12 protein-coding genes and 1 pseudogene are annotated in these 13,087 nt (G+C 66.6%); 6 read left to right on the top strand and 7 right to left on the bottom strand.

Annotated features, from left to right (window positions below; genetic code table 11):
* Positions 1 to 6: 6 nt before the first annotated feature.
* From ccmE to ccmA, 5 genes are read right to left on the bottom strand one after another with little or no spacing between them, the layout of a single operon-like run.
* Positions 7 to 444, bottom strand: coding sequence for a cytochrome c maturation protein CcmE (ccmE, locus tag H7A13_04755; GenBank protein ID MCP5332650.1), 438 nt, complete (start codon positions 442 to 444; stop codon positions 7 to 9).
* Positions 441 to 614, bottom strand: a complete 174-nt coding sequence (ccmD, locus tag H7A13_04750; protein ID MCP5332649.1) for a heme exporter protein CcmD — start codon at positions 612 to 614, stop codon at positions 441 to 443. The genes ccmE and ccmD overlap by 4 nt, the downstream gene beginning before the upstream one ends.
* Positions 604 to 1,365, bottom strand: coding sequence for a heme ABC transporter permease (locus tag H7A13_04745; GenBank protein ID MCP5332648.1), 762 nt, complete (start codon positions 1,363 to 1,365; stop codon positions 604 to 606). Before H7A13_04745 ends, ccmD begins: the two co-directional genes overlap by 11 nt.
* A gap of 3 nt (positions 1,366 to 1,368) precedes the next feature.
* Positions 1,369 to 2,013: a heme exporter protein CcmB gene (gene ccmB / locus H7A13_04740; GenBank protein MCP5332647.1), complete on the bottom strand. Its 645-nt coding sequence runs from the start codon at positions 2,011 to 2,013 to the stop codon at positions 1,369 to 1,371.
* A 44-nt stretch (positions 2,014 to 2,057) separates the two neighbouring features.
* Entirely contained in the window at positions 2,058 to 2,678 is a 621-nt protein-coding gene (gene ccmA / locus H7A13_04735; protein MCP5332646.1) for a cytochrome c biogenesis heme-transporting ATPase CcmA, read from the bottom strand.
* Between the two features lie 206 nt (positions 2,679 to 2,884).
* On the opposite strand from ccmA, the gene H7A13_04730 reads away from it, so the two are divergent.
* From H7A13_04730 to H7A13_04705, 6 genes and pseudogenes are all read left to right on the top strand, one after another.
* Positions 2,885 to 4,600: a site-specific DNA-methyltransferase gene (locus H7A13_04730; protein ID MCP5332645.1), complete on the top strand. Its 1,716-nt coding sequence runs from the start codon at positions 2,885 to 2,887 to the stop codon at positions 4,598 to 4,600.
* A gap of 52 nt (positions 4,601 to 4,652) precedes the next feature.
* Positions 4,653 to 4,850: a CopG family transcriptional regulator gene (locus tag H7A13_04725; protein ID MCP5332644.1), complete on the top strand. Its 198-nt coding sequence runs from the start codon at positions 4,653 to 4,655 to the stop codon at positions 4,848 to 4,850.
* A 31-nt stretch (positions 4,851 to 4,881) separates the two neighbouring features.
* A pseudogene (locus H7A13_04720) lies at positions 4,882 to 5,392 on the top strand (DNA-binding protein).
* Positions 5,393 to 5,515: 123 nt separating this feature from the next.
* Positions 5,516 to 5,686: an addiction module protein gene (locus H7A13_04715; GenBank protein MCP5332643.1), complete on the top strand. Its 171-nt coding sequence runs from the start codon at positions 5,516 to 5,518 to the stop codon at positions 5,684 to 5,686.
* A gap of 31 nt (positions 5,687 to 5,717) precedes the next feature.
* On the top strand, positions 5,718 to 8,417 hold the full coding sequence (locus H7A13_04710; GenBank protein MCP5332642.1) for a DEAD/DEAH box helicase family protein: 2,700 nt from the start codon (positions 5,718 to 5,720) through the stop codon (positions 8,415 to 8,417).
* Positions 8,418 to 8,435: 18 nt separating this feature from the next.
* On the top strand, positions 8,436 to 11,078 hold the full coding sequence (locus H7A13_04705; GenBank protein MCP5332641.1) for a cation-translocating P-type ATPase: 2,643 nt from the start codon (positions 8,436 to 8,438) through the stop codon (positions 11,076 to 11,078).
* 18 nt (positions 11,079 to 11,096) lie between these two features.
* Here H7A13_04705 and H7A13_04700 read toward each other — a convergent pair whose 3' ends face one another.
* Both H7A13_04700 and H7A13_04695 read right to left on the bottom strand, forming a co-directional pair.
* A complete protein-coding gene (locus tag H7A13_04700) occupies positions 11,097 to 11,921 on the bottom strand; it encodes a formate/nitrite transporter family protein (protein MCP5332640.1) in 825 nt (274 codons plus the stop codon).
* A 15-nt stretch (positions 11,922 to 11,936) separates the two neighbouring features.
* The gene (locus H7A13_04695) at positions 11,937 to 13,070 is read right to left on the bottom strand and encodes an acyl-CoA/acyl-ACP dehydrogenase (protein MCP5332639.1); all 1,134 of its coding nucleotides are present in this window, start codon (positions 13,068 to 13,070) and stop codon (positions 11,937 to 11,939) included.
* Positions 13,071 to 13,087: the final 17 nt, after the last annotated feature.

Here is a 13,087-nt window from a genome sequence, read left to right as displayed (position 1 = left end):
CGTTGTTCACTTCGGTTTCGGTGGATTGGCCTTCAGCGCTGCGGCCACCTCGGGCGGCATGTAGTTCTCATCATGCTTGGCCAGCACCTCGGTGGCGACGAAGCGGCCGGAAGGCGCCCAGCGACCGAGGGCGACGATGCCCTGCTCCTCCTTGAACAGATCGGGCAGGATGCCCTCGTAGTCGACCGCGATGGTGCCGCTGTAGTCGGTCACCTCGAAGGCCACCTTCAGGCTGTCGGGGTCACGCTTGACGCTGCCGGCCACCACCATGCCACCGGCGCGGATCGGCCGGTCGGTCGGCGCCTCGCCGGCCAGAATCTGTTTGGGGCTGTAGAACAGGTTGATGTTCTCCTGCAGCGCCGTCAGCGTCAGTGCCACCGCCACGCCGACCCCCAGCAGAATGAAGATCACCAGAAACAGCCGTTGCCGGCGGATTGGATTCATGGTTCGGCCCTGCGTGCCAGTTGTTGCAGACGGCGTCGCAACTGCCGGCGGCGATGCAGCGGCGCGACCCAGTTGTAGGCAAAGGTGGCCAGCGCGATGGCGTAGGCGCTCCAGACATAACCGCCGTGGCCGCCCATCCGCAGCAGCGCGTCGAGACTGTCAAAACTCATCGTTCTCCACCAGCTCCTTGACCCAGCGTGACTTGCGTTCCCGTTCGACCAGCTCGCAGCGGGTGCGTTGCAGCAGCGCGGCAGCAAAGAACAGATAGTACCCCACCACCATCACCAGCAGCGGCAGCCACATCTCCATCGGCATCGCCGGCTTTTCGGTCAGCCTGAAGGTGGCCGGCTGGTGCAGCGAGTGCCACCACTCCACCGAGTACTTGATGATCGGGATGTTGACCACCCCCACCAGCGCCAGAATCGCGGCGGCGCGGGCGGCGGTGGTCGCGTTGTCGATCGCCGATTGCAGCGCGATCACCCCGCAGTAGAGAAACAGCAGGATCAGCATCGAGGTGATGCGGGCGTCCCACACCCACCAGGTGCCCCAGGTCGGCTTGCCCCAGATCGCCCCGGTCACCAGTGCCAGAAAGGTGAAGGAGGCGCCGATCGGCGCGCACGACTTGGCCACCATCTCGGCCAGCTTGATGCGCCAGATCAGCCCGATGCCGCCGGCCAGCGCCATCAGCAGATAGCCCGACTGCGCCAGAATCGCCGCCGGCACATGGATGTAGATGATGCGAAAGCTGTTGCCCTGCAGGTAGTCGGGCGGCGCGAAGGCGAGTCCCCAGACGGCCCCGACCAGCAGCAGCAGCAGGCTGCTCCAGCCGAACCAGGGCTGCCAGCGCCGGGCGAACCGGTAGAACCACCTCGGCGAGGCCATGCGGTGAAACCAGCGGGTGAAGGTGGCGGTGAAATCCATCGATCAGCCTCCGGAGATGCGCAGTGCGGCGGCAATGGCGAAGGGCGTGGTGACCAGCGTGACCGCCAGCAGCGCTCCGATGAAGGCCAGATGGCCGGTGACCGGCAGACCGCTCTGGGTCGCCTGCACCGCGCTGGCGCCAAAGATCAGCACCGGCACATAGAGCGGCAGCACCAGCAGCGACAGCAGCAGTCCGCCGCGGCGCAGCCCCAGCGTCAGCGCCGCGCCGACGCCGCCCAGCATGACCAGCGTCGGCACGCCCAGCAGCAGCGTGCAGAGCAGTGTGCCGATCGCTGGGGCCGGCAATGCCAGCATCAGCCCCAGCAGCGGGGTCGCCAGCAGCAGCGGCAGCCCGACGATGCAGGCATGGGCCGCCAGCTTGACCAGCACCAGAAAATAGAGCGGGCAGGGGCTCAGCAGAAACTGCTCCAGCGTGCCATCGTCATGGTCGGCGCGAAACAGGTTGTCGAACGACAGCAGCAACGCCAGCAGCGCGGCGATCCAGATCACGCCGGCGGCGATGCGGGCCAGAAAGGCCGCGTCCGGACCGATGCCGAGCGGGAACAGGCTGCCGACCAGCAGATAGAACAGCAGCGGATTGAGACTCTCGCCGGGCCGGCGCCACGCCAGCAGCAGCTCGCGCCGCAGCAGTCCGGCCGCGATCCGGTGCAGTGCCACGCCGGTTGCACTGCTCAAGCAACGGACTCCCCGAGCGTCAGCGTCCGCCACGCACTGCCAAGGCCCAACGGCTGATGGGTGGTCAGCAGCACCGCGCCACCCTGGGCCCGGTGTGCCTCGATCCACTGCTCCAGTTGCGCGACCGCCTGACGGTCGAGCGCGGTGAAGGGCTCGTCGAGAATCCACAGCCGCGCCGGCAGCAGCCGCAGCAGCGCCAGCGCCACCCGCCGCCGCTGCCCGGCCGAGAGCTGACGGCATGGCAGATCCTCGAAGCCGCGCAGCCCCGACTCGGCCAGTGCCGCGTCGATCCGTTCACTGGCGGCGCAGCCCTTCAACTGCATGGCGAAGCGCAGGTTCTCGCGGGCGGTCAGCGTCTCCTTGATCGCCGGCAGATGGCCGAGGTAGCAGAGCTCGCTGCCGAGCTCGGCGCGCATCCGCCGCAGCGGCCGGCCGCGCCAGCGCAGCTCGCCCTCGTCCGGCTCGCCGAGGCCGGCCACCATCCGCAGCAGCGTCGTCTTGCCGCTGCCATTGCGGCCTCGCACCTCCAGCAGCTCGCCGCCCTGCACGGCAAAGTCGAGCCGCCGGAACAGCGTGCGGTCATCGCGCTCACAGCCAAGCCCCACGGCTTGCAGCAGTGGCGCGGCATCGATCGACTGTTCGGCTGACTGCACCAGAATGGGCTCCGACCCGGATTGCGGCGGCTGATTATAGCGACTCCCGCTGGCCGGATCGCATAAAAATGGTCCGCCCGGCGGATGCGGCGCATCGACCCTCGAAAAGCGGTATGCTCTGCGCCGCCCGCCGGCGGTCAATGCCGAGCGCACAGGATGCAGAGCCATCGATGCCCACACTCAACTGGATCGGCAAGCAAGCCGTCGTCAAACACCACAAGGAGGTGCCGTTCCGCCTGCTGGAGCCGCTGCCGGAACTGTCCCTCCCCTCTCCCGCCGGGAGAGGGGCCGGGGGTGAGGGTGACCACGGCGACAACCTGATCGTCCAGGGCGACAACCTGCACGCGCTCAAGGCGCTGCTGCCGCGCTACGCCGGCCAGGTGAAGTGCATCTACATCGACCCGCCCTACAACACCGGCAACGAGGGCTGGGTCTACAACGACAACGTCAACAGCCCGGAGATTCGCCGCTGGCTCGGCGAGGTGGTCGGCCGCGAGGGCGACACGCTCGACCGCCACGACCGCTGGCTGTGCATGATGTATCCGCGCCTCGTGCTGCTGAAACAGTTTCTGCGTGAGGACGGCGCGATCTTCGTCTCGATCGACGACAACGAGGTGGCGACGCTGCGGCTGCTGATGGATGAGATTTTCGGGGCGAATAACTTCGTGGCGAGTTCCATCTGGAACATGATGGATAGCCCGAAAAATAGCGCTCGTCATCTCAGTGAGGATCACGAGTACGTGGTTATTTACGCCCTCAATAAAGATACATGGCGGCCGAATCCGCTCGCTCGTAGCGAGGAGATGATTGCTCGGTACAAGAACCCGGACAATGATCCTCGTGGGGTATGGCTGCTCAGCGATCTCGCCGCACGAAATTTCTACGCACAAGGCAGATATTCGATCACGACGCCATCTGGGAAAGTCATCGAAGGACCGCCATCGGGCAGTTACTGGCGAGTAAGTGAAGAAAAATTTTGGGAGCTTGATCGCGACAATAGAATCTGGTGGGGAAAATCCGGTGCCAATCGCCCCGGCATCAAGAGATTCCTATCTGATGTGAAAGACGGTGTAGTGCCGCGGACTTTATGGCGCTGGCAGGAAGTCGGCAGTACGCGCCATTCGAAGCAGGAGCTTAGTCAAATCATGGGCCTCGGAGCTTCCACTGACTTGTTCGTTACTCCGAAGCCGTCCTCCCTTATCCAGCGCATCCTGCAAATCGCCACCGATAAAGACTCGCTGGTACTCGACAGCTTCGCCGGATCCGGCACCACCGGCCACGCGGTGCTGAAGCAGAACGCCGAAGACGGCGGCAACCGCCGCTTCATCCTGGTCGAGATGGACGACGCCATCGCCCGCAACGTCACCGCCGAGCGCGTGCGCCGCGTGGCGCAGGGCTACTCCAACGCCAAGGGTGAGCCGGTGCCGGGACTCGGCGGCGGCTTCCAGTTCTGCCGGCTGTCCGCCGAGCCCCTGTTTGACGCCGACGGACAGATTCGCCGCGACGTGAGCTTTGCGCAGCTCGCCGAGTTCGTCTGGTTTGCCGAGACCGGCACGTCGTGGATGCCGTCATTCCGGGGCGGCGGAGCCGAACCCGGAATCCAGTCCAGCCCCGCGAGCCTGGATTCCCGCTTGCGCGGGAATGACGGAATCGATTCGTCGCCTCTCCTCGGCGTGTACGAAGGCCGGGCGATCTATCTGCTCTACAACGGCATCCTCAAGGACCGCTCCATCGACGGCGGCAACGTACTCACCGGCCCGCTGTACGACCTGCTGCCGCCGTTCGCCGGCCCGAAGGTGATCTACGCCGCCGCCAACCGCATGGGCAGCCGCGCCGCGCGCGAGGGCATCACCTTCAAGCAGACGCCGTATGCGCTGGAGATATAGCCATGGATAATTCAGGCGAGGCCCGTTTCATCGTGATCCGTGGAGGCATGAGATGACGACGCTGATACAAGCCGAATTGCCCGATCAACTGGTGCAGCAGGCCCGGCGCATGGTCGAGCGCGGTTGGGCGGCGGATGTCGATTCGATCATTGCCGAATCGCTGCGCCGCTATCTGGAATCGCACCAGGAGCGCCTGAGCGAGCAGTTCATCCGCGAGGATGTCGAGTGGGGGCTGAAGGGCGGTGATTGAACCCTTGCCCGCCTATCGCGATGGCACGGTGATGGTGGTATCGGATGCCGGGCCGTTGATCCACCTCGATGAGCTGGGTTGCATTCATTTGCTGGCTGATTTTCAGGGGGTGCAGGTGCCTGATGCGGTATGGATCGAGGTCGAGCGTCATCGGCCGCTGGCTCTTCAGCACTCTGACGTCGTGCTGTCGCGATGCACGCCACCCGATTCGGAGCGGGTCGATACGCTGGGAATGCTTTACACACTGGCACAGCGGCGAATATGCGGCACTGTGCCAGTGCCTGGCTGCACCCCGTGCCCTGCTGCTGACCGACGATACGGCGGCCCGGCTGGCGGCAGCGGCGCTGGCCATTTCTGCGCATGGCACGATCGGTATCGTCGTGCGCGCGATGCGGCGCGGTCAAATGGATAAGGCGCAGACGCTCGCAGCGCTGAAGGAGATTCCGCAACGGACCTCCCTCCATATTCGTCGCAACCTGCTGGCAGAGATCATCCAGCAAGTCGAAGCCTTTCCAGAACCCGATGCACGGGATGGTGCGTGAGACATTTCAGGACAGGAGCGACAAGCCATGAGTGACCCGGATCGAGATGGAACCCAGGCCGCCGATCTGCGGCTGTCCGAACCGGCCTTGCTGCGCGCCGCGCAGCGTGCCCGCGAGTTGGCGATGCAGACTGGCACCGAGTTGGTGGTGAGCCGCAACGGCGTGATCGAGCGCATCCGGCCCGATCAGGAGATCGATCTGCTCTGGATCGAGGAGGCTCAGCGCCGGCTGGCCGCCTACCGCGCCGGCAAGGTTCGGGGCATCCCCGCCGTGGATGTGGTGGGCGAGCTGTGATGCGTCGTTCATGCGCACAGTCGGAGACACCATGACCCCCTTCACCCCCAAACAGTACCAGCAGCAGGTGCTGGACAGCATCGAGAGCTACTTTCGCGCCTGCCACGAGCTGCCGTCGCCGTCGGTGGCCTTCACCGCGACCACTGAACGTCTCTGGGGGCGTGGCAGTCCGTACAACCCCCTCTCGGGGTTCCCGCCTGACATGCCGTACTTCTGCCTGCGCGTGCCGACCGGCGGTGGCAAGACCTGGCTGGCGGCCAAGAGCGTTCAGCTTGCCAACACGCATCTGCTGCGCACCGAACACAGCGTGATCCTGTGGCTGGTGCCGAGCAAGCCGATCCGCGAACAGACCCTGCGCGCGCTGCGCGACCGGCTGCATCCGTATCACGCGGCACTTCGCGAAGCCGGCCCGATCACGGTGATGGACCTCGACGAGGCCAAGAGTGTGACCCGCGCGACGCTGGACACCTCCACCACCGTCATCGTCGCCACCCGACAGGCGTTTCAGGTGGAGGACGAGGAGTGCCGCAAGGTGTATCAGAGCAGCGGCGCGCTGATGCACCACTTCGACAACCTGTCGCCCACCCAGCGCGACGGCTTGTTGAGCGAGGGCGCAGGTGCAGAGCGCACGACGCCCTGTTCGTTGGCCAACGTGCTGCGGCTGCGCCGGCCGTTCGTGGTGGTGGATGAGGCGCACAACAACCGCACCGAACTCGCCTTCGACATGCTGGCGCGCTTTTGCCCCAGCGGCGTGCTGGAACTCACCGCCACGCCCGATCTGGAACGCACGCCCAGCAACGTGCTGCACAGCGTCTGCGCCGCCGAGCTGAAGGCGGAGGAGATGATCAAGCTGCCGGTGGTGCTGGAGACCGAGCCGAACTGGCAGCAGTGTCTGGCCGACGCGATCGGCCGCCGCGAGGCGCTGCACAGGCTGGCCGATGAGGCGCGCCGCGCCGGCGCCGATTACCTGCGGCCCATCGTATTGATTCAATCCGAGCCGCGCCGTGCCGGCGTGGAAACGCTGGATTTCGAGCGGGTGCGCCAGGAGCTGATCACCAATCACGGCATTCCGGCCCGCGAGATCGTCGTCGCCACCGGCGAGGAACGCGGCCTGGAGCAGATCGACACCAACTACAAGCTGGGCATTGCCGATCCAGACTGTCCGGTCAAGTTCGTCATCACCCAGAAGGCGCTGGCCGAAGGCTGGGACTGTCCGTTCGCGTACATCCTGGTGAGCATGGCTTCATTGTCGTCGGCGACGGCCGTCGAGCAGTTGCTGGGCCGGGTGCTGCGTCAGCCGAACGCACGCCACTTCGCCGATCCGCTGCTGAACCGCTCCTACGCCTTCGTGGTGTCGAGGAATTTCGCCGAAACGGCGGGCGCGCTGCGCGACCGGCTGGTGGCCGGCGCCGGTTTCGAGCGGCGCGAGGTGGCGCAGTTCGTCACCGCCGCTCGGGCCGAGCAGGCCCGGATCGATCTCGACGGCCACGCCGGCCGCGCGGTGATGCGCCCGGTGGTGGTAGTGCTGCCCGAGAAGCCCGACCTCAAGCGCCTGCCCCAGCCGGTGCGCGACAAGCTGAGTTGGGACGGGAAGCTCAATGCCTTGACCATCAGCACGCCGCTGACCGAGGACGAGACCGGCACGCTCACGGCGGCGGTGACCTCAGAGGCCGCGGCCACGGCGATTGCCGAAGCCGCCGAAACCAGCCGCACCACGGCGATCGAGTTCTTCCAGACGCCGGCCGAACTCGGCGAGCGCTTTGCGGTGCCGCAGCTTGCGTTGCGTGTGCAGGGCGCGCTGCAACTGTTCGACGACCCGGAGCTGCTCGACTACCCCTGGGCGCTGTCGACCTATGATGCCGCGCCGACCACCGCAGAGCTGGCCATGCTCGGCGCGTCGATGAAGGTCTCCGAAGGCGGCGAGATCGATGTCGACGACGGCGGCCGGCTGGTGTCGCGCTTTCTGCCCGAGTTGCAACGCGATCTCGGGCTGGTCTGCCCGCCCGAGCAGTGGGACGAACTGCGGCTGGCCACCTGGCTCTGCCGCAACCTGCCGGAGCCGTCGCTCACCCATGCCAGCAAGCAGGCTTTCGTTGTCCGGTGGCTGACCGAACTGCTGCGCCGCGACGATTTCCCGCTGGCGCGGGCCAATTTGCAGAAATTTTTGATTCGCAACCTGCTGGAGGCGCGCATTCGACAGTTGCGCCGGCAGGCAGTGGGCCGGGCCTTCCAGCAGACGCTGTTCGGTGACGATGTTGGGCAGCGGGTGGCGGTGAGCGACGTTTACGCCTTCGAGTTCGCGCCCCACGCCTATGCGCCGGCCCGCGACTACGATGGCCGCTTCGGCCACTTCGACTTTCGCCGGCACTACTACGGCCGCATCGGCGACTTCGACAGCAGAGAGGAGTTCGACTGCGCCTGCTGGCTGGACATGCAGGCGCAGCGGGGGCGCATCGCGTTCTGGGTGCGCAATCTGGTGCGACGCGAGGGGAGTTCGTTCTTCCTGCAGAAGGCCGATGGTCGTTTCTATCCGGACTTTCTTTGTCAGTTACCCGGTTCAGCAGACCAGCCCGGTACGATCCTGGCCGTGGAATACAAGGGCGCCGACCGCTGGAGCGCCGCCGACGATGACCGGCTGATCGGCGGCCTGTGGGCGAGTCTCTCCGACGGTCGCTGCCGCTTCGTGATGGTGACTGACAGAGGCTGGGAGCGGATCGAGGCGCAGTGGTGATGTGCTGGAGCGGGTGGCATGGATGAGCCGCTCTGGCATCTGCTGGGTGTCGATGAGGCGGCGCAGCGCCTCGACAGCGATCGGCTGACCGGGCTGACGGCGGACGAGGCGCTGCGGCGACGGCAACTGCATGGTCCGAACGAGCTCAGCGAGGCGAAGCGGCGTGGGCCGTTGCGAATCTTTCTCGACCAATTCGCCGACTTCATGATCCTGGTGCTGCTGGCGGCGGCCCTGGTGGCCGGCCTGATCGGCGACTGGCATGACAGCCTGGTGATCGTCGTCATCGTGTTGCTGAATGCCCTGCTGGGGTTCGTTCAGGAGTACCGGGCCGAGCGGGCGATGGCCGCATTGCGGCGGCTGGCGGCGCCACAGGCGCGGGTGCAGCGCGCAGGAGGGCTGCTGAGCGTGCCGGCCAGCGAACTGGTGCCGGGTGATCGGGTGCTGCTCGAAGCGGGCAACGTGGTGCCGGCCGATCTGCGCCTCACCGAGGTGAACCAGTTGCGCACCGACGAGGCCGCGCTGACCGGGGAGTCGCAGCCGGTCGACAAGCAGGCGGCAGCGCTGAGCGAGGCCGAGTTGCCGCTCGGTGATCGCCACAACATGGCCTACCGGGGCACCCAGGTGGTGCATGGGCGGGCGGCGGGGCTGGTGGTGGCGACCGGCATGGCCACCGAGCTGGGCCGAATCGCCACGCTGTTGCAGCAGCAGCTTGCCCTCAAGACCCCCTTGCAGCAGCGGCTGATCCGGTTCGGTCAGCGGCTGGCGCTGGCCTGCATCCTCCTCTGTGTACTGATCTTTGCGATGGGGGTTTGGCGCGGTGAGCCGCCGCTGCTGATGTTTCTGACTGCGGTCAGCCTGGCGGTGGCGGCCATTCCCGAGGCGCTGCCGGCGGTGATCACCATCGCGCTGGCGCTCGGCGCGCGCAGCATGGTCGGGCAGCGCGTGCTGATCCGCCGGCTGCCCGCCGTCGAAACCCTGGGCTCGGTCAGCTACATCTGTTCCGACAAGACCGGCACCCTGACCCAGAACCGGATGACGCTGGAATCTCTCTGGCTGGCAGGTTCATGGTATGGCCGCGATGCGCTGACCACCGCGCCGGCGCCGCTGCGCGACGCCCTGCTGCGGGCCGTGGCACTCAACAACGATGCCCGTCGCGATGCAGCCGGCGGCTGGGTTGGCGACCCCACCGAGGTGGCACTCCATGAGGCGGCCGAGACTTTCGGCCATGGCGCAGCGGCGCTGACCGTCTCCGCACCGCGTATCGGCGAGATTCCCTTCGATGCCGAGCGCAAGCGGATGACCACACTGCACCAGCAAGGAGCGGCGCTGCTGGCCTGCACCAAGGGGGCGCCCGAAAGCGTGCTGGCCTGTTGCATTGGCCTGCAGAGCGAAGCGGGCAGGGTCGCACTCGATCAGCAGGCGGTGCTGGCGGCGGCCGAAGCGATGGCGGCGCAGGGGCTGCGGGTGCTGGCGGTGGCCTGTCGTGACTGGGACGCGCTGCCGGAGCGGCTCGACAGCGAAACGGTGGAGCAGTCGCTGCTTCTGCTGGGGCTGGTCGGTCTGATCGATCCACCGCGGCCCGAGGCCCGTGAGGCGGTGCAGTGGTGCCATCGCGCCGGCATCACGCCGGTGATGATCACCGGCGACCATCCGGCCACCGCGCTGGCGATCGCGCGGCGGCTCGGCATCGCCGGTGCGACCGACCGGGCAGTGACCGGACCGATGCTGGCCACACTCGATCCGGAGCAGCTTGGGCAACTGGTCACCGAGGTGCGGGTCTATGCGCGGGTGGCGCCGGAGCAGAAGATCGACATCGTCCGGGCGCTGCAGGCGCGCGGCGCCTTCGTCGCGATGACCGGCGATGGTGTCAATGATGCGCCGGCGCTGAAGCGGGCCGACATCGGGGTGGCGATGGGGCAGGGTGGCACCGAGGTGGCCTGCGAGGCGGCCGACATGGTGCTGCTCGATGACAACTTTGCTTCCATCGTGGCGGCCGTGCGTGAGGGGCGGCGCATCCACGACAACATCCGCCGCTTCGTCAAGTATGCGGTGACCACCAACTCGGCGGAGATCTGGGTGCTGTTTCTGGCGCAGTGTTTCGCACTGCCGGTGCCGCTGCTGCCGATCCACATCCTCTGGATCAACCTGCTGACCGATGGACTGCCCGGCATCGCCCTCACCCGGGAGCCGGCGGAGCGTGACATCATGCGGCGTCCGCCGCGTCCGCCGAACGAGAGCCTCTTTGCCCATGGCCTGTGGCAACACATGCTCTGGGCCGGATTGCTGATGGCGCTGCTGACCCTGGCGCTGCAATCCTGGGCGCTGCACAACGACATCGCCCACTGGCAGAGCATGGTGTTCACGCTGCTGACGCTGACGCAGATGGCCCATGTGCTGGCAATTCGCTCCGAGCGCGAGTCGCTGTTCACCCAGGGTCTTGCCAGCAACCTGCCGTTGCTGGGTGCGGTGCTGCTGACGCTGGCCCTGCAACTGGCGGTGCTCTACCTGCCGCCGCTGCAATCGATCTTCAGGACTGCGCCGCTGGCGCTCGATGAGCTGCTGCTCTGTGTCGGGCTGGCGGCGCTGCTCTGGGTGGCGGTGGAGATCGAGAAGTGGCTGCGCCGCCGTGGCGCGATGCAGCGGACGGCAACGGGCGGCTGATCGGTCGCTGTCAGCGGCTCAGGCGGAGTCAGACGGGCGCGGATAGATGGTGTGGTAGACCAGGCCGACCAGCACGCTGCCGCCGATGATGTTGCCGGCCAGCACCGGCAGCAGGTTGTGGAAGAAGCCGCCCCAGGTGATGACGGTCTGGGTCGCCGTGCCGCCGCCGAAGTGCTGGATCAGCATCGCCAGCGGAATGAAGTACATGTTGGCGATGCTGTGCTCGAAACCGGCGGCGACGAAGGCCGAGATCGGAAACAGGATCGCCACCGCCTTGTCGACGATGGTGCGGCCGGCCATCGCCATCCACACCGCCATGCAGACCAGCACGTTGCAGAGCATCCCCCTGAAGAAGGCGGTTGCCGGCGGCAGCAGCGTTTTGGCGGCGGCGATCTTCACCGTCTGCTCGGCGATGGCGCCCTGGTTCATCTCCGGGTGGCGTGACAGAAAGACCAGCAGCGCAAGGGCAGCGGCGCCGACGAAGTTGGCCAGACAGACCACCACCCAGTTGCGCAGCAGTTCATGGGCACTGATGCGGCCATCGGCCCAGGCCAGCACCAGCAGGTTGTTGCCGGTGAACAGCTCGGCTCCGGCCACCGTCACCAGCAGCAGCCCCAGCGAGAAGGTGACGCCACCCAGCAGTTGCCGGGCGGCAAAGCCGAGCGAGGCATCGGCGGCCACCAGCGTGTAGTAGAGCGCGCCGAGGCCGATGAAGGCCCCGGCCAGCATGCCGAGCATCCACATCGACCGCAGCGGCAGCCGGGCCTTGGCGACGCCGACGCTCTCGATGCGCTGGGCAATCTCCCGCGGCGAGAAGGCGTCGAAGCCGAAGATCTCGGACATGGCCGGGCTGAGCGATCAGGGCATCAGCAGCCGTCGCAGATGGCGGCGGTGATGCAGCGTGTCGCCGAAGCTGAACTTGTTCCACTGGGCACGGCGGAAGTGGAGTCCGGCGTTGCATTCGTGGGTGAAGCCCATGCCACCATGGAACTGGATGGCCCGGTCGGAGGCGAAGTAGAACGACTCGTTGGAGTGGACCTTGGCCATCCGCACCGCCACCTCCGACTCGCCGCCGTCATAGCCGTTGAAGAGCGAAGCGGCGTAGTAGAGGTGGGAGCGGCTGTGCTCGACCGCGATCATCGCATCGACGGTCGGGTGCTTGAGCGCCTGATAGCTGCCGATCAGCTGGCCGAACTGTTTGCGGGTCTTCAGGTAGTCGACCGTCAGCAGCAGTGCGCTGTTGGCGCCACCGGCACTCTCGGCGGTGTGCAGCAGCGCACCCAGTGCATGACACCACTTCAGTGCGGCCAGCGCATCGCCGCCGGTCAGTTGTGCATCGCTTCCCACTTCGAGGCCGTCGAGCTGCAACCGGTGGCTGCGGCGGGTCTCGTCGATCACGGTTTCACGCCGCAGGCGGCCTTGCAGTTGTGGGCCCGAGAGACAGAACAGCGCCGGGGCGCCGTCGAGTTGGCAGGCGACGATCAGCAGATCGGCCACGGCTGCATCGAGCACGAAGGTTTTGCTGCCGCTGAGCACGAAACCATTGCCGCTGCGCTGGGCGGTGGCGCGCAACTGGTCGGGCTCCCATGCGCCGTGGGGCTCGAACAGGGCCACCGAACCGATGGCCGCGCCGCTGGCGAGTTTCGGCAGCAGACGGCTCTTTTGCGCCTCGCTGCCGGCCTTGAGCAGCAGCTGCCCGGCCAGCGTGGTGGCGATGAAGGGGGTGCCGACCAGGTGTCGGCCCATCGGTTCGACCACCGATACCAGCTCTTTGGCACTGAGACCGGCGCCGCCGAACTCTTCGGGAATCATCATGCCGAGCCAGCCCAGCTCGCCGATGCTGCGCCAGCCATCGGTGGTGTAACCGCGCTCGTCGTCGAGCAGTTGGCGCACGGTGGCCATCGGGTACTGTTCGCGGAAAAAGCTGACTGCGGAGTCGGAGATCATCCCCTGCTCTTCGGTGAACTCGATCGCGCCTTCCATCTTGATCATTGTCTGTTGCTCCTGAA

This window comes from Pseudomonadales bacterium (genome assembly GCA_024234215.1).
Classification (GTDB): Bacteria; Pseudomonadota; Gammaproteobacteria; order Pseudomonadales; family UBA5862; genus JACKOQ01.
The sequence above is the reverse complement of the archived record's forward strand: the minus strand, read 5'-3'. Positions and strand labels throughout refer to the sequence as shown.

Coding starts and splice junctions, on each gene's coding strand:
- H7A13_04705 (MCP5332641.1), top strand. CDS start 8,436: ATGGATGAGCCGCTCTGGCATCTGCTGGGTGTCGATGAGGCGGCGCAG.
- H7A13_04730 (MCP5332645.1), top strand. CDS start 2,885: ATGCCCACACTCAACTGGATCGGCAAGCAAGCCGTCGTCAAACACCAC.
- H7A13_04710 (MCP5332642.1), top strand. CDS start 5,718: ATGACCCCCTTCACCCCCAAACAGTACCAGCAGCAGGTGCTGGACAGC.
- H7A13_04725 (MCP5332644.1), top strand. CDS start 4,653: ATGACGACGCTGATACAAGCCGAATTGCCCGATCAACTGGTGCAGCAG.
- ccmE (MCP5332650.1), bottom strand. CDS start 444: ATGAATCCAATCCGCCGGCAACGGCTGTTTCTGGTGATCTTCATTCTG.
- H7A13_04715 (MCP5332643.1), top strand. CDS start 5,516: ATGCAGACTGGCACCGAGTTGGTGGTGAGCCGCAACGGCGTGATCGAG.
- H7A13_04700 (MCP5332640.1), bottom strand. CDS start 11,921: ATGTCCGAGATCTTCGGCTTCGACGCCTTCTCGCCGCGGGAGATTGCC.
- H7A13_04745 (MCP5332648.1), bottom strand. CDS start 1,365: ATGGATTTCACCGCCACCTTCACCCGCTGGTTTCACCGCATGGCCTCG.
- ccmD (MCP5332649.1), bottom strand. CDS start 614: ATGAGTTTTGACAGTCTCGACGCGCTGCTGCGGATGGGCGGCCACGGC.
- H7A13_04695 (MCP5332639.1), bottom strand. CDS start 13,070: ATGATCAAGATGGAAGGCGCGATCGAGTTCACCGAAGAGCAGGGGATG.